Origin of the sequence: Escherichia sp. MOD1-EC5189, assembly GCF_002966045.1 — a bacterium.
Taxonomy (GTDB): domain Bacteria; phylum Pseudomonadota; class Gammaproteobacteria; order Enterobacterales; family Enterobacteriaceae; genus Escherichia; species Escherichia coli_F.
On the sequence record NZ_PTRX01000008.1, the window covers coordinates 144,505 to 165,830 of the forward strand.

At 52.3% G+C, this 21,326-nt stretch carries 19 protein-coding genes; 12 read left to right on the forward strand and 7 right to left on the reverse strand.

Annotated features, from left to right (window positions below):
- Nucleotides 1–92: 92 nt before the first annotated feature.
- The 3 genes from ATB02_RS09530 to ATB02_RS09540 are packed head-to-tail and all read right to left on the reverse strand — an operon-like array spanning nucleotide 93 to nucleotide 1,808.
- Nucleotides 93–293 (reverse strand): YpfN family protein, encoded by a 201-nt coding sequence (locus tag ATB02_RS09530; protein WP_000383836.1) that lies wholly within the window; start codon nucleotides 291–293, stop codon nucleotides 93–95.
- Between the two features lie 27 nt (nucleotides 294–320).
- Nucleotides 321–1,448: a succinyl-diaminopimelate desuccinylase gene (gene dapE, locus ATB02_RS09535; RefSeq protein WP_105271471.1), complete on the reverse strand. Its 1,128-nt coding sequence runs from the start codon at nucleotides 1,446–1,448 to the stop codon at nucleotides 321–323.
- A gap of 3 nt (nucleotides 1,449–1,451) precedes the next feature.
- A complete protein-coding gene (locus ATB02_RS09540; protein ID WP_000258228.1) occupies nucleotides 1,452–1,808 on the reverse strand; it encodes an ArsC family reductase in 357 nt (118 codons plus the stop codon).
- Nucleotides 1,809–2,188: 380 nt separating this feature from the next.
- On the opposite strand from ATB02_RS09540, the gene ypfM reads away from it, so the two are divergent.
- Nucleotides 2,189–2,248, forward strand: a complete 60-nt coding sequence (gene ypfM / locus ATB02_RS09545) for a protein YpfM (protein WP_001386977.1) — start codon at nucleotides 2,189–2,191, stop codon at nucleotides 2,246–2,248.
- A 98-nt stretch (nucleotides 2,249–2,346) separates the two neighbouring features.
- Here ypfM and acrD read toward each other — a convergent pair whose 3' ends face one another.
- Entirely contained in the window at nucleotides 2,347–5,460 is a 3,114-nt protein-coding gene (gene acrD / locus ATB02_RS09550; protein ID WP_001273157.1) for a multidrug efflux RND transporter permease AcrD, read from the reverse strand.
- A 163-nt stretch (nucleotides 5,461–5,623) separates the two neighbouring features.
- Complete coding sequence (gene narQ / locus ATB02_RS09555; RefSeq protein WP_001353046.1) at nucleotides 5,624–7,324, reverse strand: nitrate/nitrite two-component system sensor histidine kinase NarQ; 1,701 nt, start codon at nucleotides 7,322–7,324, stop codon at nucleotides 5,624–5,626.
- A gap of 205 nt (nucleotides 7,325–7,529) precedes the next feature.
- On the opposite strand from narQ, the gene aegA reads away from it, so the two are divergent.
- The 3 genes from aegA to ATB02_RS09570 all read left to right on the forward strand — a co-directional run bounded on the left by aegA (nucleotide 7,530) and on the right by ATB02_RS09570 (nucleotide 11,321).
- Nucleotides 7,530–9,509: a formate-dependent uric acid utilization protein AegA gene (aegA, locus tag ATB02_RS09560; RefSeq protein WP_105271472.1), complete on the forward strand. Its 1,980-nt coding sequence runs from the start codon at nucleotides 7,530–7,532 to the stop codon at nucleotides 9,507–9,509.
- A 67-nt stretch (nucleotides 9,510–9,576) separates the two neighbouring features.
- The gene (gene nudK, locus ATB02_RS09565) at nucleotides 9,577–10,152 is read left to right on the forward strand and encodes a GDP-mannose pyrophosphatase NudK (RefSeq protein ID WP_001330582.1); all 576 of its coding nucleotides are present in this window, start codon (nucleotides 9,577–9,579) and stop codon (nucleotides 10,150–10,152) included.
- 125 nt (nucleotides 10,153–10,277) lie between these two features.
- Nucleotides 10,278–11,321, forward strand: coding sequence for a DUF1176 domain-containing protein (locus ATB02_RS09570; RefSeq protein WP_105271473.1), 1,044 nt, complete (start codon nucleotides 10,278–10,280; stop codon nucleotides 11,319–11,321).
- 128 nt (nucleotides 11,322–11,449) lie between these two features.
- On the opposite strand, the gene tkt is transcribed toward ATB02_RS09570, so the two are convergent.
- Nucleotides 11,450–13,453, reverse strand: coding sequence for a transketolase (tkt, locus tag ATB02_RS09575; RefSeq protein WP_032184853.1), 2,004 nt, complete (start codon nucleotides 13,451–13,453; stop codon nucleotides 11,450–11,452).
- Nucleotides 13,454–13,472: 19 nt separating this feature from the next.
- Complete coding sequence (gene tal, locus ATB02_RS09580) at nucleotides 13,473–14,423, reverse strand: transaldolase (protein ID WP_001003725.1); 951 nt, start codon at nucleotides 14,421–14,423, stop codon at nucleotides 13,473–13,475.
- A 288-nt stretch (nucleotides 14,424–14,711) separates the two neighbouring features.
- On the opposite strand from tal, the gene maeB reads away from it, so the two are divergent.
- The 8 genes from maeB (at nucleotide 14,712) to eutN (ending at nucleotide 21,324) form a co-directional block, all read left to right on the forward strand.
- Nucleotides 14,712–16,991, forward strand: a complete 2,280-nt coding sequence (gene maeB, locus ATB02_RS09585; protein ID WP_000342645.1) for an NADP-dependent oxaloacetate-decarboxylating malate dehydrogenase — start codon at nucleotides 14,712–14,714, stop codon at nucleotides 16,989–16,991.
- 291 nt (nucleotides 16,992–17,282) lie between these two features.
- On the forward strand, nucleotides 17,283–17,618 hold the full coding sequence (eutS, locus tag ATB02_RS09590; RefSeq protein WP_000356956.1) for an ethanolamine utilization microcompartment protein EutS: 336 nt from the start codon (nucleotides 17,283–17,285) through the stop codon (nucleotides 17,616–17,618).
- A 12-nt stretch (nucleotides 17,619–17,630) separates the two neighbouring features.
- Complete coding sequence (gene eutP, locus ATB02_RS09595) at nucleotides 17,631–18,110, forward strand: ethanolamine utilization acetate kinase EutP (RefSeq protein ID WP_032184851.1); 480 nt, start codon at nucleotides 17,631–17,633, stop codon at nucleotides 18,108–18,110.
- Nucleotides 18,085–18,786, forward strand: a complete 702-nt coding sequence (gene eutQ, locus ATB02_RS09600) for an ethanolamine utilization acetate kinase EutQ (protein ID WP_000733930.1) — start codon at nucleotides 18,085–18,087, stop codon at nucleotides 18,784–18,786. Before eutP ends, eutQ begins: the two co-directional genes overlap by 26 nt.
- A complete protein-coding gene (eutT, locus tag ATB02_RS09605; RefSeq protein ID WP_105271474.1) occupies nucleotides 18,783–19,586 on the forward strand; it encodes an ethanolamine utilization cob(I)yrinic acid a,c-diamide adenosyltransferase EutT in 804 nt (267 codons plus the stop codon). The genes eutQ and eutT overlap by 4 nt, the downstream gene beginning before the upstream one ends.
- A complete protein-coding gene (gene pta, locus ATB02_RS09610; RefSeq protein WP_105271475.1) occupies nucleotides 19,583–20,599 on the forward strand; it encodes a phosphate acetyltransferase in 1,017 nt (338 codons plus the stop codon). The genes eutT and pta overlap by 4 nt, the downstream gene beginning before the upstream one ends.
- Before the next feature lie 38 nt (nucleotides 20,600–20,637).
- Nucleotides 20,638–20,931 carry an ethanolamine utilization microcompartment protein EutM gene (eutM, locus tag ATB02_RS09615; RefSeq protein ID WP_000387713.1) on the forward strand — a complete coding sequence of 98 codons (294 nt, stop codon included), beginning with the start codon at nucleotides 20,638–20,640 and terminating at the stop codon, nucleotides 20,929–20,931.
- Nucleotides 20,932–21,036: 105 nt separating this feature from the next.
- Nucleotides 21,037–21,324, forward strand: a complete 288-nt coding sequence (gene eutN, locus ATB02_RS09620) for an ethanolamine utilization microcompartment protein EutN (RefSeq protein WP_000762196.1) — start codon at nucleotides 21,037–21,039, stop codon at nucleotides 21,322–21,324.
- Nucleotides 21,325–21,326: the final 2 nt, after the last annotated feature.

Below are 21,326 nucleotides of genomic sequence, written 5' to 3' on the forward strand. Positions count from 1 at the left end.
GCCTGGTAGGCCTGATAAGACGCGTGAGCGTCGCATCAGGCATCGTTCACCATTGCCGGATGCGGCATTAACGCCTTATCCGGCCACTTAGCTTACTTCTTCGGTTGATCCTTTTTCGGCCAGTCATCGTCATCGTCCCACTTATCGTTGAAATCACGATGCGGGGGAAGCTCCGGTTTGTTGGCGAGAAATTTCTTATGGTCGACGCGCTTGAGATCTTTAATCACGTTCAGCAGGACGCCTACCAAAAAGACAATCACCAGAATCCACCAATATTTAGCCAGCCAGTCCATGCTTATTTCCTCTTGCAGAACCACTCATCAGGCGACGAGCTGTTCCATGATACGTTGATACATACGGGCAAGTAGCTGCAGGTCGGCAGCGTTCACACATTCATTAATTTTATGAATAGTGGCATTGACCGGCCCGAGTTCCACCACCTGCGCCCCCATGCGGGCAATAAAGCGCCCGTCAGACGTTCCGCCTGTGGTCAGTAGCTGCGGTTTAATTTCATTATAGTGCTCAACCGCGTTAACGACCGCATCCACCAGTTTGCCGCGCGCGGTCAAAAATGGCTGCCCGGAAAGCCACCAATCCACCGTATAACGCAGTTGATGTTTTTCAAGCAGGGCAATCACCTGCGCTTTGATCATTTCATCAGTCAGTTCGGTGCTGAAGCGGAAGTTAAACTGCACAAACAGTTCACCCGGAATAACGTTGTTACTGCCCGTTCCCGCCTGAATATTGGCAATCTGCATACTGGTCGCCGGGAAAAATTCATTACCCTGATCCCACTCGATAGCCACTAGCTCATTTAGGAAAGGTGCTGCGCGATGTACCGGGTTGTCAGCCAGATGCGGGTAGGCTACATGCCCCTGCACGCCATGAATGGTGAGGTTGCAGGTTAACGATCCGCGACGACCATTTTTCACCACGTCACCAACCACTTCGATGCTCGATGGTTCGCCGACCAGGCAGTAATCGAGACGCTCATTACGCGCCATTAACGCTTCGACGACTTTTACCGTACCGTTGTGGGCACTGGCTTCTTCATCAGAAGTGATCAGAAATGCCAGTCGGCCTGTATGGTTGGGATGTTGCGCGACAAAACGTTCTGCTGCTACCACCATCGCCGCCAGTGAGCCTTTCATATCTGCCGCACCACGCCCGAACAACATGCCGTCACGAATGGTTGGTTCAAACGGCGGATTAATCCAACGGTCGGCGTCGCCAGGCGGTACCACATCGGTATGCCCGGCAAAGGCTAACGTTTCGCCCTGCCCACGCCACGCCCAAAAGTTTTGCGTATCGGCAAAGTCCATGCGTTCAACGGTAAAACCGATCGCCTGCAGACGTTCGATCATGATTGCCTGACATCCCGCATCATCAGGGCTTAAGGATGGGCGGCGAATAAGCTGCTGGGTCAGCTCAATAACCGGGCACGACATAGACTACACCTCATGGAAAAATTGCTGATAACTGGAATCACTGAAACCCAGCAGCATAGGCTTCCCGGGCGCACAGAGCAATGGGCGTTTGATAATTGCAGGCATTTCAGTCATTAATGCCGCCGCAGAGGCCGCATCGGTGATTTTATTGCGGGTGGTTTCATCCAGTTTACGCCAGGTTGTACCACGGGTATTGAGTAACGCTTGCCAGCCTAATTCGTTGATAAAACCGTTCAATAATCCGCTGTCCAGCCCATCAATGCGGTAATCATGAAAACGATAGGCGATGTTATTGGCTTCCAGCCAACGGCGAGCCTTTTTAATGGTGTCACAATTTTTGATGCCGTAAAGTGTAACCATAATGAATCCTTTTTCGATTTATGAGAATAAATACTCATTTAAGGGTGAAAACATTTTGCCTGCAAATGATTATCAAGAAATATAACATTATCGAAGTATTCAAATTAACAACTATTAAATAATATTAAACATTTTTAACGTAAGCATTAAGAATATTCACCTTGTTATCTGCCTGTATTTTAAACAGAATTAAACCAGTACTAGATTCCGTATGAATATCTCGAAATGTTGCTGTGTATCACATACAAATCATTGCTGCAGGACCATAGTATTTACATAAAGTTTGTCCCCCGGAGGTAGTCATCGCAGCAATCGAGTAAATTAGCTTCACCACGGTATATTGTTTCCGTAGAATACCCATAATTATAAGAGAGGTTGTTATGATTGAACGTGAACTGGGGAACTGGAAAGACTTTATCGAAGTTATGCTTCGTAAGTAATTCCTGAGACAAAGTACAAACAGAAAGTACCTGCTGAACAGGTTCTTTATCGGAAAGTTGAAAAAGGCGACACATTGGTATGTCGCCTTTTTAATTGCTTATTCCGGGCGTGGCTTCAGCGGGAAGCGGCGGCGCACCAGCACAAAGAACAGCGGCACGAAGTAAATAGCCAGAATCGTGGCCGAAATCATCCCGCCCATTACGCCAGTACCCACCGCATGCTGGCCACCGGAACCGGCCCCTGTGCTGGTTGCCATTGGCAATACGCCGAAGATAAAGGCCAGAGAGGTCATCAGAATCGGACGTAAACGCTGACGGCAGGCGTGGAGCGTCGCTTCAAACAGGTCGTGACCTTTTTGGTTCATCTCGTTAGCAAACTCGACGATAAGGATGGCGTTTTTCGCCGATAAACCAATTACCGTTAACAGGCCTACCTGGAAGTAAACGTCGTTTTCCAGCCCGCGCAGCCAGGTTGCCAGCAGCGCGCCGATAACGCCCAGCGGCACGACCAGCATTACTGAGAACGGCACTGACCAGCTTTCATACAGCGCCGCCAGACACAGGAATACCACCAGCAATGAAATGGCATACAGCGCCGGAGCCTGCGCGCCGGAGAGTCGCTCCTGATACGACATCGCCGTCCATTCCAGACCAAAGCCGCTTGGCAACTGCTTCACTAACGATTCCATAATATCCATCGCCGTACCGGTGCTGACCCCCGGTGCGGCTTCCCCGACAATCTCTACCGCTGAATAACCGTTATAGCGTTCCAGACGCGGCGAGCCTGTTTCCCAGCGTGAGGTCGCGAAAGCAGAGAAGGGGACCATGCCACCATCTTTATTTCGTACATACCAGAGATTGATGTCATCTGGCAGCATGCGATATGGCGCAGCGGCCTGCACATAGACTTTCTTCACGCGACCGCGATCCATAAAGTCATTCACATAGCTCGAACCCCACGCGGTTTGCAGCGTGTCGTTAATATCGTCGATAGCAACGCCCAGCGCCTGAGCTTTACGCTGATCGATATCAATCTGCAACTGCGGACTGTCGTCGAGGCCGTTATGGCGTACACGGGTTAACTCCGGATTTTCCGCCGCCAGAGCCAGCAACTGGTTACGTGCTGCCATCAGCGCATCGTGACCCGCACCAGCGTGGTCCTGCAACTCCATATCAAAACCCGCAGAACTGCCAAGGCCGCTAATTGCTGGCGGGCTGCTGGCGATAACGCGAGCTTCTTTAATCTTATTAAATTCCTTCGTTGCACGTTCGATAATGGCAAACGAGGTGCCGGTCTTACTGTCGCGTTCGCTCCAGTCTTTCAGGCGGATAAACATTCGCGCCACGTTTTGCCCGTTACCCCCAGGGCCAGAACCAACGGTGGCAAATACCGACATGATGTTGTCTTTTTCATGGGTGAAGTAATATTTCTCGATTTGCTCAACGACTTTCAGGGTCTGTTGTTGGGTTGAACCGCTGGGCAACTGTACCGAGGTAGTAAACATGCCACGGTCTTCCAGCGGCAAGAACGACGTCGGCAAACGCAGGAACAGGAACACCATGCCGCCAAGCAGAAGGACATAAATCACAATCCAGCGCAGGCTACGGTGGAGAATTTTTGCTACCCCTTTTTCGTAGCGTTCGGCGTTACGATTAAACATCTGGTTAAACCAGGCAAAAAAGCCTTTTTGCCCGTGATGCTCACCTTTTTTCAGCGGCTTAAGTAGCGTGGCGCACAGAGCCGGAGTGAGGATCATCGCTACCAGTACTGACAGCACCATCGCCGCAACAATGGTAATAGAGAACTGGCGATAGATAGCTCCGGTGGTGCCACCGAAGAAGGCCATTGGCACAAATACCGCCGACAGCACCATCGCAATCCCGACCAGTGCCCCCTGGATCTGCCCCATCGATTTACGTGTGGCTTCGCGAGGAGTGAGTCCTTCCTCACTCATAATACGTTCGACGTTTTCCACCACCACGATGGCGTCATCCACCAGCAGACCGATCGCCAGCACCATCGCGAACATGGTTAAGGTGTTGACGCTGTAACCGAAGGCGTAAAGTACGGAGAAGGTTCCCATCAACACCACCGGCACGGCGATAGTGGGTATCAGCGTGGCACGGAAGTTTTGCAAGAACAGATACATAACGAGGAAAACCAGGGCGATAGCTTCCAGCAGCGTTTTCACCACGTCTTCAATGGAGGCTTTAACAAATGAGGTGGTTTCATATGCCACCTTGTATTCCAGTCCGTGTGGGAAGTACTGTGCCAGTTCGTCGAGACGATTGAGTACCAGCTCCGCTGTTGCCATTTCGTTCGCGCCGGAGGCCAGTTTTACCCCCAGCCCGGAGGCTGGCTTACCGTTGAAGCGGCTGAGATAATCGTATTTCTCTGCCCCCATTTCGACGGTGGCGACATCGCCCAGCCTTACTTCTGAGCCGTCCTGATTCACCCGTAAGGTGATATCGCGGAACTGTTCTGGTGTTTGCAGCAGTGACTGGGCGTTAATGGTGGCGTTGAGCGCCTGCTTATCGACGGAAGGCGTACCACCAAGTTGCCCAACCGCAATCTGCGCGTTCTGTGACTCAATGGCATCAGTGACATCTTTAGCCGTCATCTGAAAACTGTTGAGTTTCGCCGGGTCCAGCCAGATACGCATTGAATATTGCGAACCATAGGCATCGATATCCCCGACGCCATTCACGCGGCTTAATGGGTCCTGAATATTACTGGCAACGTAATCGGCAATATCCTGCTTATCCATCGAACCATCGGTAGAGACGAAGGCAATGGTAAGAATGTTGGTATCGCCGGTTTTACGCACCGTCACGCCCTGATTTTGCACCGCCTGCGGCAACTTTCGCATGGCTGATTGCAGCTGGTTTTGTACTTGCTGCACTGCTTCGTCCGGATCGGTGCCCGCTTTAAAACTTAAGGTGACAGATGCCTGACCGGTGCCACTGCTTTGAGACGACATATACATGAGATTATCGAGGCCGGTCATATTTTGCTCGATAACCTGGGTCACGGTGTTTTCCAGCGTCTGAGCCGATGCGCCGGGATAGTTAGCGGTTACTCGCACATTAGGCGGTGCAAGATCCGGGTATTGTTCAACGGGCAATGAGAAAATCGCCAGGGTTCCTGTCAGACACAACAGGATTGCCAGCACCCAGGCAAAAATGGGGCGATCAATAAAGAAATTCGCCATTAAAAGAGGACCTCGTGTTTCTGCGTATTGTTGTTGGCATGCCTTGCTTCACTGTAGCGGCAAGGTACGGACCAATCGTGGAGAAAAAAAGGAGTTAATGTAAATTATCATGCCCTTTTATACTGAACCTTAAGTGCAAGTATTCTTTGGTCAGTAGGTGGCATTACATTAGCTGGCTTTCCTCACCCTCCGCAGAGCGAAAGCTAATACTCACTAACGTGCCGCCACCGGAAGGTTGTGAAAAAGTCAGCGTTCCACCCAGTCGTTCCGCGCGTTCGCGCATAATATTCAGACCATAGTGACCTTCGGGTTCTTTCGGTTCTCCGATGCCAATCCCGTTATCACGGATATAGACTGTGTGATTGCCGTCCGGCGCGGTGACGCAGCTGACGGCAATTTCGCTGGCGTTGGCGTGCTTCATCGCATTGAGTACCGCTTCGCGAATAATTTGCAACAAATGCACCTGCATTTGCGCATCCAGCGCCAGTGTTGGCAGACGGCAGTCGAGAGTCAGTTTTGCGCTGGTTTGATTTTGTAACGTATCCAGCATTTCCCGCAACGCGGAGGGAAGATCCGCTTGCTGCAGCGTCAGGCGGAACGTGGTCAACAGCTCGCGTAACTGTCGATAAGCATCATTCAATGCCTGGGAGAAATCGGCCATGATATTTTGTGCGGTGGCGTTATCTTCCGGTATCGAACGTTTAAGTAACGTCAACTGGATACGTAAGTAAGAAAGCACCTGGGCCAGCGAATCATGTAATTCCCGTGCGATGGTGGCACGTTCTTCCATCAACAGTAACTGCTGAAAATGCTTCTGCGCCTGATTAAAGTACAAACCGCGCCCCAGCATCGACGAAACGCTGTTAAGCAGCGGTTCTGATGATGACACGTGGCTATTTTGCCAGTGCAGTTCGCCGTAAACCGTCTCTTGCATCGTTACCGGTAAAATCTGCATCGGCAATTCGGGGTTTGGTTTCCCTTCACTAATCCGCCAGTTTTCACCGACATTCAACTCCAGATATTCAGCCGCTTCATTGTCGCGAACAATCTGCAAAATATGGCGGAAACAATGCACATCTATCTGGCTGGTGTTCAGCGCCTGCGAACACTGATACAACACCTCCAGGCGACGCTTGGCCTCGTGGAGATCACGGGTTTTTTCTTCTACTGACGCTTCCAGCGAACGATACAATTTATGCAGCTCGCTCGACATCTGGTTAAAGGTTTTGGCCAACAGTCCCAGCTCATTGGGCAGACTGGTATCCAGCGGCGGCGAATCGAACTGGCCGTGTTCAATACGCTGACTGGCGGTAACCAGCTGATTCAGCGGGGCAACCACCTGATGGCGTATGCGGCGCAGAGTAAAAAAGACCAGCGTGAAAATACCGATGCCGCCAGCCAGGGAGATCGCCACCACCAGCAGCATTTTGCGTTCGGCGTAGTGCTGTAAAGCCAGCACGAACAGGTCTATCTGATTAACATAATTATTAATATTGGCCTGATACCACGGCAAATCGCCCTTGCTGAGCCGATTATTCATCTCCAGCCAGTTGGCATTCAGATGCGCATAACGGGTTTTTACTGCCTCTGGCACATACCAGACGTTGAGATTGGTTAACACCGGTGAGTGCAGTGCCTGTTGGAACAGCTGGCGATGCGCATTGAGTTGTGGACTGCCGCTTTGCAAGTCGTAGCCCAGGCGGTAACTCTGCATACGCAACGATCCGGCAATATTGATAGCCTCAGCGTCGCGCAAACTGCTCGCCAGCGTTAGCAGAGCGATACCCGTGGAAAGAATCGACAGCAGCACAATGTAAAAAAAGGCCCGGGCCAGACTGGCCGAAACGGGGCGTTTAACAATCACACGCGTCTTCTCCACATAAAATCATTAATGTTCCAGTTTGCTGAAATGCAATTTAATCAGTGATGGGATTATTTGATCTGCCACAGTTTATAGCGAAATAGTGACTTATTCTGGGCACATGAACATTGCCGATTCCCCTGTAAGTCGGGTAATAACAACACTCATATAAAGAATAAGGTTTTTACAACCAAAAAAGAAGGTCGTTATGAATCGTTTTATTATGGCCAACAGTCAGCAATGTCTGGGTTGTCATGCTTGTGAAATCGCCTGTGTCATGGCTCACAATGATGAGCAACATGTCCTGAGCCAACACCATTTTCATCCCCGAATTACGGTTATCAAACATCAGCAGCAACGTAGTGCGGTGACCTGTCACCATTGCGAAGATGCGCCCTGCGCCCGTAGTTGCCCTAATGGCGCGATCAGCCATGTTGATGACAGCATTCAGGTCAATCAGCAAAAGTGTATTGGCTGTAAATCCTGCGTGGTAGCTTGTCCATTTGGTACGATGCAAATCGTCCTGACACCCGTCGCGGCAGGCAAAGTTAAAGCCACGGCGCATAAATGCGACCTTTGTGCAGGTCGCGAAAGCGGTCCTGCCTGTGTCGAGAATTGTCCGGCGGACGCTCTGCAACTGGTCACTGACGCCGCACTTTCCGGCATAGCGAAATCTCGCCGCCTGCGCACCGCACGTCAGGGGCATCAACCGTGGCATGCCAGTACTGGGGCACCAGAAATGCCGGCGATGAGTAAAGTCGAGCAAATGCAGGCAACCCCCGCGCGAGGCGAGCCGGATAAACTGGCGATTGAAGCGCGCAAAACTGGTTTTGATGAAATTTATCTGCCATTTCGCGCCGACCAGGCACAACGGGAAGCCTCGCGTTGCCTGAAGTGCGGCGAGCACAGCGTTTGTGAATGGACCTGCCCTCTGCATAACCACATTCCGCAGTGGATAGAGCTGGTGAAAGCCGGAAATATCGACGCCGCCGTCGAGCTTTCTCACCAGACCAACACCCTGCCAGAAATTACCGGACGCGTTTGTCCGCAAGACCGTCTGTGCGAAGGAGCCTGCACCATTCGCGATGAGCACGGAGCGGTAACTATCGGCAACATCGAACGCTACATTTCGGATCAGGCGTTGGCGAAAGGTTGGCGTCCTGACTTAAGCCATGTCACCAAAGTGGATAAGCGGGTGGCGATTATCGGTGCAGGTCCGGCAGGGCTAGCCTGTGCGGATGTTCTGATCCGCAATGGCGTGGAGGTGACGGTGTACGATCGCCATCCAGAAATCGGTGGCCTGCTCACCTTCGGCATTCCTTCTTTCAAACTGGATAAGTCCCTGCTGGCGCGTCGCCGGGAAATCTTCAGCGCGATGGGGATTCACTTCGAACTCAATTGTGAAGTGGGTAAAGATGTCACTTTGGATTCGCTTTTGGAACAATACGACGCGGTCTTCGTTGGCGTAGGCACTTACCGTTCCATGAAAGCGGGTTTACCTAATGAAGATGCGCCGGGCGTTTATGACGCGCTGCCATTCCTCATCGCCAACACTAAACAGGTGATGGGACTTGAAGAGTTACCTGAAGAGCCGTTTATCAATACCGCCGGACTCAATGTCGTGGTACTGGGCGGTGGCGACACCGCGATGGACTGTGTGCGTACCGCGCTGCGCCATGGCGCGAGTAACGTCACCTGTGCCTATCGTCGTGATGAAGCTAACATGCCTGGCTCGAAGAAGGAGGTGAAGAACGCCCGCGAAGAGGGGGCAAACTTCGAATTTAACGTCCAGCCGGTGGCGCTTGAGCTGAATGAGCAAGGTCATGTTTGCGGAATTCGTTTCCTGCGTACGCGTCTTGGCGAGCCGGATGCCCAGGGGCGTCGGCGTCCGGTGCCGGTGGAAGGCAGTGAGTTTGTGATGCCAGCCGATGCGGTGATCATGGCATTTGGTTTTAATCCTCATGGTATGCCGTGGCTGGAGTCGCACGGTGTAACGGTGGATAAATGGGGCCGCATCGTAGCGGACGTTGAAAGCCAGTACCGTTACCAGACCACGAATCCGAAAATCTTCGCAGGTGGCGATGCCGTGCGTGGTGCGGATCTGGTGGTTACCGCAATGGCAGAAGGACGTCATGCGGCACAGGGGATCATTGACTGGCTGGGGGTAAAATCAGTCAAATCTCACTAATAGCCTGCGCAGACAAATCCGGCTTCACAGCGTAAGATAATTGTTCATTTCGCGCTGTGGAGTCGGTATGACGCAACAAATCACCCTCATCAAAGACAAAATTCTCTCCGATAACTATTTCACCCTGCACAACATAACTTACGATCTCACGCGAAAAGATGGCGAAGTTATCCGCCATAAACGTGAAGTTTACGATCGCGGTAATGGTGCAACGATCCTCCTGTACAACGCGAAGAAAAAGACCGTGGTTCTGATTCGTCAGTTCCGCGTCGCTACCTGGGTTAATGGCAATGAAAGCGGGCAGCTGATTGAAACCTGCGCCGGGCTGCTGGATAACGACGAACCGGAAGTGTGTATTCGTAAAGAAGCGATTGAAGAGACGGGTTATGAAGTTGGCGAAGTGCGCAAATTATTTGAACTGTATATGTCGCCAGGCGGTGTGACTGAGCTAATCCACTTTTTTATCGCCGAATACAGTGACAGCCAGCGCGCTAATGCGGGCGGTGGTGTCGAAGATGAAGATATTGAAGTGCTCGAGCTGCCGTTCAGCCAGGCGCTGGAGATGATCAAAACCGGCGAGATACGTGACGGTAAGACGGTGTTATTGCTTAACTATTTGCAAACATCACATTTAATGGACTGAAAAATAACAATAATATTTCGTTGTTTATTATTGGCTCAATCCGATAAATCCGATTGAGCCGCGCTACCTGCGCAACGAAGATACGACTTGTGCTGTTTGTTTGAACTTCTGGGGTCGTACCGTCCATGCGCTATCGCATTTTTCTTCTCTTTTTTTTCGCTTTATTGCCGACGTCTTTGGTGTGGGCGGCACCAGCGCAACGGGCATTTTCCGACTGGCAGGTCACCTGTAATAATCAAAATTTCTGTGTGGCGCGCAATACGGGCAATCATAATGGACTGGTGATGACCCTGAGCCGCAGCGCCGGGGCGCATACCGATGCCGTTTTACGTATTGAGCGCGGCGGGTTGAAGTCGCCGGATGCGTCGGAAGGGGAGATAGCGCCACGGCTGCTGTTAGATGGCGAGCCGTTGGCGTTGAGTGGTAACACGTGGCGGATTTCACCATGGTTATTAGTAACCGATGATACGACAACCATCACCGCGTTTTTGCAGATGATTCAGGAAGGGAAAGCGATCACCTTACGCGACGGCGATCAGACCATTTCACTGAGTGGCTTAAAAGCAGCGTTGTTGTTTATTGATGCCCAGCAAAAGCGCCTCGGCAGTGAAACCGCGTGGATCAAGAAAGGGGACGAACCGCCGCTCAGCGTACCGCCAGCGCCTGCGCTAAAAGAGGTCGCGGTAGTGAACCCGACGCCGACTCCGCTTTCTCGTGAAGAACGTAACGATTTGCTGGATTACGGTAACTGGCGGATGAATGGTCTGCGCTGTTCGCTTGATCCGTTGCGTCGTGAAGTGAATGTGACTGCGCTGACCGACGATAAAGCATTAATGATGATTAGCTGTGAAGCAGGCGCGTATAACACCATTGATCTTGCGTGGATTGTGTCGCGTAAAAAGCCACTGGCCTCGCGCCCGGTACGGTTGCGTTTGCCGTTCAACAACGGTCAGGAGACCAATGAACTCGAACTGATGAACGCAACATTCGATGAAAAATCGCGTGAACTGGTGACCTTAGCGAAAGGGCGAGGATTAAGCGATTGTGGCATTCAGGCGCGCTGGCGCTTTGACGGTCAGCGTTTTCGCCTGGTGCGTTACGCTGCAGAACCCACCTGCGATAACTGGCATGGACCAGACGCCTGGCCCACGTTGTGGATCACCCGTTAAACATAATAGCGGGGACATGTAAGCCTGATAAGATGCGCCAGGCCGGATAAGACGCGGTAGGCCGGATAAGACGCGTCAGCGTCGCATCCGGCAATCAGCATCCGGCAATCAGCATCCGGCGATCACCATCAGGCACCTTTCACTCCCAGTACCTTATGCGCTTTTGCCACAATATTCTCGGCGGTAAAGCCAAAGAACGGGAACAGCTTATCCGCAGGAGCAGATTCCCCATAACCCGTCATCCCGACAATTGCCCCTTTCAGACCAACATATTTGTACCAGTAATCGGCGATGCCTGCTTCCACCGCCACGCGAGCCGCAACGTTAGAAGGCAACACAGACTCCCGATATTCCTCATCCTGGGCGTCGAAAATATCGGTCGAGGGCAGGGAAACTACGCGTACATTGCGACCTTCTCCCGCTAATTTCTCCGCTGCTTGCAAGGTGATTTCCATCTCTGAACCAGTGGCAATCAAAATAATATCCGGCTTGCCGCCGCTGTCTTTCAACACATAACCACCGCGGGCAATCTCTTTTACCTGATCTGGCGTACGTTCCACCTGGGCCAGATTCTGTCTTGAGAGGATCAGCGCCGTCGGCCCGTTGTGACGCTCGACCGCCAGCTTCCAGCCCACCGCAGCTTCCACCTGATCACACGGTCGCCAGGTGCTGAAATTCGGCGTTAAGCGCAGACTTGCAAGTTGTTCAACCGCCTGGTGCGTCGGACCATCCTCCCCCAGACCAATTGAGTCGTGGGTATAAACCATAATTTGCCGCGCTTTCATCAGTGCCGCCATCCGCGCGGCGTTACGGGCGTATTCAACAAACATCAGGAACGTCGCGGTATACGGCACAAAGCCGCCGTGGTGCGCGATGCCGTTGGCGATGGCGGTCATGCCAAATTCACGTACCCCGTAGTGAATATAATTCCCCGCTGGATCTTCCTTCAGCGACACAGAACCTTTCCAGATGGTGAGGTTGCTGGGAGCCAGATCCGCCGAACCGCCAAGCAGCTCTGGCAGCATGGGCCCGTAAGCGTTAAGCGTATTTTGCGAAGCCTTACGAGTAGCGATTTTCGCCGGATTCGCCTGCAACTCATTGATATATTTCTGCGTCGTTTTTTCCCAGTCTTTTGGTAAACCACCGCTCATCCGGCGAGTAAACTCTTCTGCCAGTTGCGGATGAGCCTTTTTATACGCGGCAAACTTCTCATTCCAGCTCTGCTGTGCTTTTTCGCCTTTTTCGCGAGCGTCCCAGGCGTGATAAATCTCTTTGGGGATCTCAAATGGCGGATGGTGCCAGCCCAGTTTCTGTCGTGCCAGCGCCACCTCTTCTTCACCCAGCGGTGCACCGTGGGCCTCTTCTTTACCCGCTTTATTGGGTGAACCAAAGCCAATAACCGTACGGCAGATAATCAACGACGGCTTATCTTTTACGCTTTGCGCTTCAAGAATCGCTTCCTTCACCGCCTGCGGATCGTGACCGTCGATTTCATGGATCACATGCCAGTGATAGGCTTCAAAACGTTTTGCCGTATCGTCGGTAAACCAGCCTTCGGTTTCACCGTCGATGGAAATACCATTGTGATCGTAAAAACCAATCAGCTTGCCCAGCCCCAGCGTGCCCGCCAGCGAACAGACTTCGTGAGAAATACCTTCCATCAGGCAGCCGTCGCCCATAAACACATAGGTGAAGTGATCGATAATTTCATGATCCGGCTGGTTAAACTGCGCCGCTAGTGTACGTTCTGCAATCGCCAGTCCGACCGCGTTCGCCAAACCTTGTCCAAGTGGACCGGTGGTGGTTTCAACACCAGGCGTATAGCCAATCTCCGGGTGACCAGGGGTTTTCGAATGCAACTGACGGAAGTTCTTCAGCTCTTCCAGCGGCAGGTCGTAACCGGTCAGATGAAGCAAACTGTAGAGCAGCATCGACGCGTGACCGTTGGAGAGAATAAAGCGGTCGCGATCATACCAGGTTGGATCGGTGGGGTTATGTTTAAGAAAATCGTTCCACAGCACTTCGGCAATATCAGCCATGCCCATCGGCGCGCCGGGATGACCAGAATTGGCTTTTTGTACCGCATCCATACTGAGCGCGCGAATCGCATTGGCAAGGTCTTTTCGGGACATATAACACTCCGTGGCTGGTTTATAGTTTGACGGCAAGAAGATCTTCCAGTTTGCGTTGATCAACGGCGAACAGGCGGATGCCTTCAGAGAGTTTTTCTACCGCCATTGCATCCTGATTGTGCTCCCAACGGAACTCCGCTTCGCTCATCGGGGCTGGGCGTGGGAACGTCTGAGAAGGCGGGATTAATTTACGCACTACTGGAGAAACTTTTTCCTGCAGCTCCTTCAGCAAATTCGGCGCAATAGTCAGTCGATCGCAGCCGGTTAAGGCGAGGATTTGTTCGGTGCGACGGAAGCTCGCGCCCATTACAATGGTTTCGTAGTGGTGTTGCTTATAGTAGTCGTAGATATTGCGCACTGACTTAACGCCCGGATCTTCTTCCACCACATACGGGTCCATCGGCTTACGCGCCTGATACCAGTCATAAATACGCCCGACAAACGGCGAAATCAGAAAAACGCCTGCTTCTGCACAGGCCCGCGCCTGAGCAAAAGAAAACAGTAGCGTCAGGTTGCAGTTAATACCTTCTTTTTCCAGTTCTTCTGCCGCGCGAATTCCTTCCCAGGTTGAAGCCAGCTTGATCAGAATACGTGATTTCTCAACGCCTTGTTGCTGATACAAGTCCACCAAATGGCGCGCCTTCTCAATACTTTTTTCTTTATCAAAAGAGAGGCGTGCATCAACTTCTGTTGACACGCGACCGGGTACGATTTTGAGAATTTCAGTACCGAAATTGACCGCCAGTTTGTCACATGCAGCGACCACCTGTTGTTCCTGGGTCTTGCCATTTTTTTTACCCCAGGCGATAGCATCGTCTATTAAATGCTCATATTGTGATAATCCGGCAGCCTTGAGTAACAGCGAAGGATTGGTGGTGGCATCCTGGGGATGATAATGGCGAATGGACTCAATATCGCCGCTGTCTGCCACGACAGTGGTGAACTGTTTGATGCCGTCTAACTCGTTCATAGGAAATACTCCTTGAAAAGTAAAGTGTTAGATGAGTGCGTTAATTCACACTTCTGAGAAATTTCGCTAAACGCATCAAAAAAGCATAGCAGACAGGCATGGTATTGCTGGATTAAGCAGGTAACATCAGTGTTATAGGATTATTACCAAAACATTATGTTAATGGTGAGAGTTTGGACTTGCTCAAAGTCTGTAGACTCCGGCAAGGTAATAATGTGCGCCACGTTGTGGGCAGGGGCTGTTGCCCACACACTTTATTTGTGAACGTTACGTGAAAGGAACAACCAAATGGATGACCAGTTAAAACAAAGTGCACTTGATTTCCATGAATTTCCAGTTCCAGGGAAAATCCAGGTTTCTCCAACCAAGCCTCTGGCAACGCAGCGCGATCTGGCGCTGGCCTACTCACCAGGCGTTGCCGCACCTTGTCTTGAAATCGAAAAAGACCCGTTAAAAGCCTACAAATATACCGCTCGTGGTAACCTGGTGGCGGTGATCTCTAACGGTACGGCGGTGCTGGGGTTAGGCAACATTGGCGCGCTGGCAGGCAAACCGGTGATGGAAGGCAAGGGCGTTCTGTTTAAGAAATTCGCCGGGATTGATGTATTTGACATTGAAGTTGATGAACTTGACCCGGACAAATTTATTGAAGTCGTCGCTGCGCTCGAACCGACCTTCGGCGGCATCAACCTCGAAGACATTAAAGCGCCAGAATGTTTCTATATTGAACAGAAACTGCGCGAGCGGATGAATATTCCAGTATTCCACGACGATCAGCACGGCACGGCAATTATCAGCACTGCAGCCATCCTCAACGGATTGCGCGTGGTGGAGAAAAACATCTCCGACGTGCGGATGGTGGTTTCCGGCGCGGGTGCAGCAGCAATTGCCTGTATGAACCTGCTGGTGGCGCTGGGGCTGCAAAAACATAACATCGTGGTTTGTGATTCAAAAGGCGTTATCTATCAGGGCCGTGAGCCAAATATGGCGGAAACCAAAGCCGCATATGCGGTGGTAGATGACGGCAAACGTACCCTCGATGATGTAATTGAAGGCGCGGATATTTTCCTGGGCTGTTCCGGCCCGAAAGTGCTGACCCAGGAAATGGTTAAGAAAATGGCTCGTGCGCCGATGATCCTGGCGCTTGCGAACCCGGAACCAGAAATTCTGCCGCCGCTGGCGAAAGAAGTGCGTCCGGATGCCATCATCTGTACCGGCCGTTCCGACTACCCGAACCAGGTTAATAACGTGCTTTGCTTCCCATTCATCTTCCGTGGCGCGTTGGACGTTGGTGCAACAGCCATCAACGAGGAAATGAAACTGGCGGCGGTACGCGCGATTGCAGAACTGGCCCATGCGGAACAGAGCGAAGTCGTTGCTTCGGCGTATGGCGATCAAGATCTGAGCTTCGGTCCGGAATACATCATTCCAAAACCGTTTGATCCGCGTTTGATCGTTAAGATCGCTCCTGCGGTCGCTAAAGCGGCGATGGAGTCGGGTGTGGCGACGCGTCCGATTGCTGATTTCGACGTCTACATCGACAAGCTGACTGAGTTCGTTTACAAAACCAACCTGTTTATGAAGCCGATTTTCTCCCAGGCCCGCAAAGCGCCGAAGCGCGTTGTTTTGCCGGAAGGGGAAGAGGCTCGCGTTCTGCATGCTACTCAGGAACTGGTGACTCTGGGACTGGCGAAACCGATCCTTATCGGTCGTCCGAACGTGATCGAAATGCGCATTCAAAAACTGGGCTTGCAGATCAAAGCGGGCGTTGATTTTGAGATCGTCAATAACGAATCCGATCCGCGTTTTAAAGAATACTGGACCGAATACTTCCAGATCATGAAGCGCCGTGGTGTAACTCAGGAGCAGGCACAGCGGGCGCTGATCAGTAACCCGACAGTGATCGGCGCGATCATGGTTCAGCGTGGCGAAGCCGATGCAATGATTTGCGGTACGGTGGGTGATTATCATGAACACTTCAGCGTGGTGAAAAATGTCTTTGGTTATCGCGATGGCGTTCACACCGCAGGTGCAATGAACGCGCTGCTATTGCCGAGTGGTAACACTTTTATTGCCGATACCTACGTCAATGACGAGCCAGACGCAGAAGAGCTGGCGGAGATCACCTTGATGGCGGCAGAAACTGTTCGTCGTTTTGGTATTGAGCCGCGTGTGGCTCTGTTGTCACACTCCAACTTTGGTTCTTCTGACTGCCCGTCGTCGAGCAAAATGCGTCAAGCGCTGGAACTGGTCAGGGAGCGTGCGCCAGAACTGATGATTGATGGTGAAATGCACGGCGATGCAGCGCTGGTGGAAGCGATTCGCAGCGATCGTATGCCGGACAGCCCTTTGAAAGGTTCCGCCAATATTCTGGTGATGCCGAACATGGAAGCTGCCCGTATTAGTTACAACTTACTGCGCGTTTCCAGCTCGGAAGGTGTGACTGTCGGTCCGGTGCTGATGGGTGTGGCGAAACCGGTTCACGTGTTAACACCAATCGCATCCGTACGTCGTATCGTCAACATGGTGGCGCTGGCCGTGGTTGAAGCGCAAACCCAACCGCTGTAATTCATTCTTAACTCTCACGCTTACCCTGAATATTCAGGGTAAGCGGTTTTACTGCAATATATTAGTAAAGCTTATTACTAAGTTTTCGAGTAATAAAAAAGCAGCATATAAACTATCTCGATATTATTTTATTTATATTCATGCGTTGCATATGAAAGTTTATGCATCACAGTAAATATCTCTCCATTCTTAGTGATCTACCTCACCTTTTAAACGCGCTTGCCGAATTTTGTTATTTACTCTGACGAAAAATTGTCACGATACATGTAAGTTTTTCACAGGCGGCGACTCATGGATAAAGAACGCATCATTCAGGAATTTGTGCCCGGCAAACAGGTCACACTGGCGCATCTCATTGCGCATCCCGGCGAAGAACTGGCGAAGAAAATCGGCGTTCCGGATGCGGGCGCAATCGGCATTATGACGCTAACTCCCGGCGAAACGGCGATGATCGCCGGTGATTTAGCACTGAAAGCTGCCGATGTGCATATCGGTTTCCTCGACCGTTTTAGCGGCGCACTAGTGATTTATGGCTCGGTGGGCGCAGTAGAAGAAGCGTTATCACAAACCGTCAGCGGTTTAGGTCGCTTATTAAATTATACGCTGTGTGAAATGACCAAAAGTTAATACGAGGCATTCATGAAACGAATTGCGTTTGTGGGTACCGTCGGGGCAGGAAAAACAACGTTATTTAATGCGTTGCAGGGGAATTATACCCTCGCCAGAAAAACACAGGCCGTGGAATTTAATGATAAGGGCGATATTGATACGCCGGGTGAATATTTTAGCCATCCCCGCTGGTATCACGCCTTAATTACCACGCTACAGGATGTGGACATGCTGATTTATGTCCACGGCGCGAATGACCCGGAAAGCCGATTGCCTGCCGGGTTGCTGGATATTGGTGCCAGCAAACGGCAAATCGCCGTCATCAGTAAAACGGACATGCCGGATGCTGACGTCGCAGCAACGCGAAAGTTATTGCTTGAAACTGGTTTTGAAGAGCCGATTTTCGAGCTAAACAGCCACGACCCGCAAAGCGTGCAGCAACTGGTGAATTATCTGGCATCTCTCACCGAACAGGAGGAAGCAGGTGAAAAAACTCATCACAGCGAATGATATTCGTGAAGCACATGCGCGCGGCGAACAGGCAATGTCTGTGGTTCTGCGCGCCAGCATTATTACCCCGGAAGCCCGCGAAGTGGCGGACTTGCTGGGGTTTACCATCACCGAATGCACTGAATCGACGCCAGTAGCGGCATCTGTTCCCGTCAGCGTGCCTGCCGATAAAACTGAAAGCCAGCGTATCCGCGAAACCATCATCGCCCAGCTGCCGGAAGGCCAGTTTACCGAAAGCCTGGTCGCGCAGCTGATGGAAAAAGTGATGAAGGAAAAACAGTCGCTGGAGCAGGGGGCAATGCAGCCGAGTTTTAAATCGGTGACCGGCAAAGGCGGCATCAAAGTTATTGATGGCAGCAGCGTGAAGTTTGGTCGTTTCGATGGCGCGGAACCGCACTGCGTAGGCTTGACTGATCTCGTGACCGGAGACGACGGCAGCAGCATGGCCGCCGGTTTTATGCAGTGGGAGAACGCCTTCTTCCCGTGGACCCTGAACTACGACGAAATCGACATGGTACTGGAAGGGGAGCTTCATGTTCGCCATGAAGGCGAAACCATGATCGCTAAAGCAGGCGACGTAATGTTTATCCCGAAAGGTTCCAGCATCGAATTTGGTACGACATCCAGCGTGAAATTCCTGTATGTCGCCTGGCCGGCTAACTGGCAATCCCTATGAAAGATTTCATCACCGAAGCATGGCTAAGAGCGAACCATACGCTCAGCGAAGGCGCAGAGATCCATCTCCCTGCGGACAGTCGCCTGACGCCCTCTGCCCGGGAGTTACTGGAAAGCCGCCATCTGCGCATCAAGTTTATTGACGAGCAGGGCCGCCTGTTTGTTGACGATGAACAGCAGCAGCTACAGCCCGTTCACGTGCTGACCAGTAGTGATGAACATCCGCAGGCGTGCTGCGAACTGTGTCACCAGCCAGTGGCGAAAAAGCCGGACACGCTGACTCACCTGTCGGCGGAAAAAATGGTCGCCAAAAGCGATCCGCGTCTGGGTTTTCGCGCTGTTCTCGACAGCACCATTGCGCTGGCAGTGTGGCTGCAAATTGAACTGGCAGAACCGTGGCAGCCGTGGCTGGCGGATATCCGTTCGCGTCTTGGCAACATTATGCGCGCCGATGCGCTGGGGGAACCGCTGGCCTGCCAGGCGATTGTCGGGCTTTCTGACGAAGATCTGCATCGGCTTTCTCACCAGCCGCTGCGCTATCTTGGTCACGATCATCTGGTGCCGGAAGCCAGCCACGGACGCGATGCGGCGTTGCTGAATCTGCTACGCACCAAAGTGCGGGAAACCGAAACCGTCGCGGCGCAGGTGTTTATTACGCGTAGTTTTGAAGTATTACGCCCGGACATCTTGCAGGCGCTGAACCGCCTTTCCAGCACGGTTTACGTGATGATGATTTTGAGCGTAACGAAGCAGCCGCTAACGGTGAAGCAGATCCAACAACGACTGGGGGAAACGCAATGATTATTGAACGTTGTCGTGAACTGGCGTTGCGAGCGCCCGCCAGAGTGGTTTTTCCTGATGCGTTAGACCAACGCGTGCTGAAAGCCGCGCAATATCTGTATCAACAAAGTCTGGCGACGCCCGTTCTTATCGCCAATCCGTTTGAACTTCGCCAGTTTGCGCTCAGCCACGGCGTGGCGATGGACGGGCTACTGGTGATTGATCCTCATAGCAACCTCGCAATGCGGGAAGAATTTGCTCATCGCTGGCTGGCCCGCGCGGGCGAAAAAACGCCGCCGGATGCGCTGGAAAAACTTACCGATCCGCTGATGTTCGCCGCCGCAATGGTCAGCGCCGGTAAAGCGGATGTCTGTATCGCGGGCAACCTCTCTTCCACGGCGAATGTGCTGCGTGCCGGATTACGCATTATCGGCTTGCAGCAAGGCTGTAAAACGCTCTCCTCCATTTTCCTGATGCTGCCACAGTACAGCGGTCCAGCGTTGGGCTTTGCCGATTGCAGCGTAGTGCCACAGCCGACGGCGGCACAACTGGCGGATATCGCGCTTGCCAGCGCCGAAACCTGGCGAGCCATCACCGGAGAAGAGCCGCGCGTGGCGATGTTGTCGTTCTCCAGTAACGGCAGCGCCCGTCACCCCTGCGTTGCCAACGTGCAGCAAGCGACAGAAATCGTCCGTGAGCGCGCACCGCAGCTGGTCGTCGATGGCGAGTTGCAGTTTGACGCCGCCTTTGTGCCAGAAGTGGCGGCGCAAAAAGCGCCAGCCAGCCCGCTACAGGGCAAAGCCAATGTGATGGTTTTTCCGTCGCTGGAGGCGGGAAATATTGGCTACAAAATCGCACAACGACTTGGCGGATATCGTGCCGTCGGGCCATTGATACAAGGACTTGCCGCGCCGATGCACGATCTCTCTCGTGGTTGTAGCGTGCAGGAAATTATCGAGCTGGCGCTGGTGGCAGCTGTGCCGCGTCAGACAAAAGTGAACCGCGAAAGCAGTTTACAAACACTGGTTGAATGAACGGTCCCGTTCTGGACCCCTATAAAGAGGAAAACACAATGGAAGCATTAGGAATGATCGAAACCCGGGGCCTGGTTGCACTGATTGAGGCTTCTGATGCGATGGTGAAAGCTGCGCGCGTCAAACTGGTTGGTGTTAAGCAGATTGGCGGCGGCCTGTGTACTGCCATGGTTCGCGGTGATGTTGCAGCCTGTAAAGCCGCGACCGATGCCGGTGCCGCAGCGGCACAGCGTATCGGTGAACTGGTATCCGTACATGTTATTCCGCGTCCGCACGGCGATCTGGAAGAGGTCTTCCCGATCGGCCTGAAAGGCGATAGCAGCAACCTGTAATCACCCTGTGTGACGTCGATCCGGGCGTCACGCTCTCTCCTTTTTCTTTTACCTTCCGCGGAGGGTAGGGGGAGTTTTTACCTGAAATACGCCACGGAGGCGGGTATGAAACTGGCAGTCGTCACAGGACAAATTGTTTGTACCGTACGCCATCACGGACTGGCGCATGACAAATTGCTGATGGTGGAAATGATTGATCCACAAGGTAATCCTGATGGGCAATGTGCTGTCGCCATCGACAATATTGGCGCGGGAACCGGGGAGTGGGTGTTGCTGGTGAGTGGCAGTTCCGCCCGCCAGGCGCATAAAAGCGAAACGTCACCGGTCGATCTGTGCGTAATTGGCATTGTCGATGAGGTGGTCTCTGGCGGTCAGGTAATTTTCCACAAATAAGG

Excerpts from the sequence above, each read along its gene's own strand:
- ATB02_RS09530 (WP_000383836.1), bottom strand. The coding sequence starts at position 293 with ATGGACTGGCTGGCTAAATATTGGTGGATTCTGGTGATTGTCTTTTTG.
- dapE (WP_105271471.1), bottom strand. The coding sequence starts at position 1,448 with ATGTCGTGCCCGGTTATTGAGCTGACCCAGCAGCTTATTCGCCGCCCA.
- ATB02_RS09540 (WP_000258228.1), bottom strand. The coding sequence starts at position 1,808 with ATGGTTACACTTTACGGCATCAAAAATTGTGACACCATTAAAAAGGCT.
- acrD (WP_001273157.1), bottom strand. The coding sequence starts at position 5,460 with ATGGCGAATTTCTTTATTGATCGCCCCATTTTTGCCTGGGTGCTGGCA.
- aegA (WP_105271472.1), top strand. The coding sequence starts at position 7,530 with ATGAATCGTTTTATTATGGCCAACAGTCAGCAATGTCTGGGTTGTCAT.
- nudK (WP_001330582.1), top strand. The coding sequence starts at position 9,577 with ATGACGCAACAAATCACCCTCATCAAAGACAAAATTCTCTCCGATAAC.
- ATB02_RS09570 (WP_105271473.1), top strand. The coding sequence starts at position 10,278 with ATGCGCTATCGCATTTTTCTTCTCTTTTTTTTCGCTTTATTGCCGACG.
- tkt (WP_032184853.1), bottom strand. The coding sequence starts at position 13,453 with ATGTCCCGAAAAGACCTTGCCAATGCGATTCGCGCGCTCAGTATGGAT.
- tal (WP_001003725.1), bottom strand. The coding sequence starts at position 14,423 with ATGAACGAGTTAGACGGCATCAAACAGTTCACCACTGTCGTGGCAGAC.
- maeB (WP_000342645.1), top strand. The coding sequence starts at position 14,712 with ATGGATGACCAGTTAAAACAAAGTGCACTTGATTTCCATGAATTTCCA.
- eutS (WP_000356956.1), top strand. The coding sequence starts at position 17,283 with ATGGATAAAGAACGCATCATTCAGGAATTTGTGCCCGGCAAACAGGTC.
- eutP (WP_032184851.1), top strand. The coding sequence starts at position 17,631 with ATGAAACGAATTGCGTTTGTGGGTACCGTCGGGGCAGGAAAAACAACG.
- eutT (WP_105271474.1), top strand. The coding sequence starts at position 18,783 with ATGAAAGATTTCATCACCGAAGCATGGCTAAGAGCGAACCATACGCTC.
- pta (WP_105271475.1), top strand. The coding sequence starts at position 19,583 with ATGATTATTGAACGTTGTCGTGAACTGGCGTTGCGAGCGCCCGCCAGA.
- eutM (WP_000387713.1), top strand. The coding sequence starts at position 20,638 with ATGGAAGCATTAGGAATGATCGAAACCCGGGGCCTGGTTGCACTGATT.
- eutN (WP_000762196.1), top strand. The coding sequence starts at position 21,037 with ATGAAACTGGCAGTCGTCACAGGACAAATTGTTTGTACCGTACGCCAT.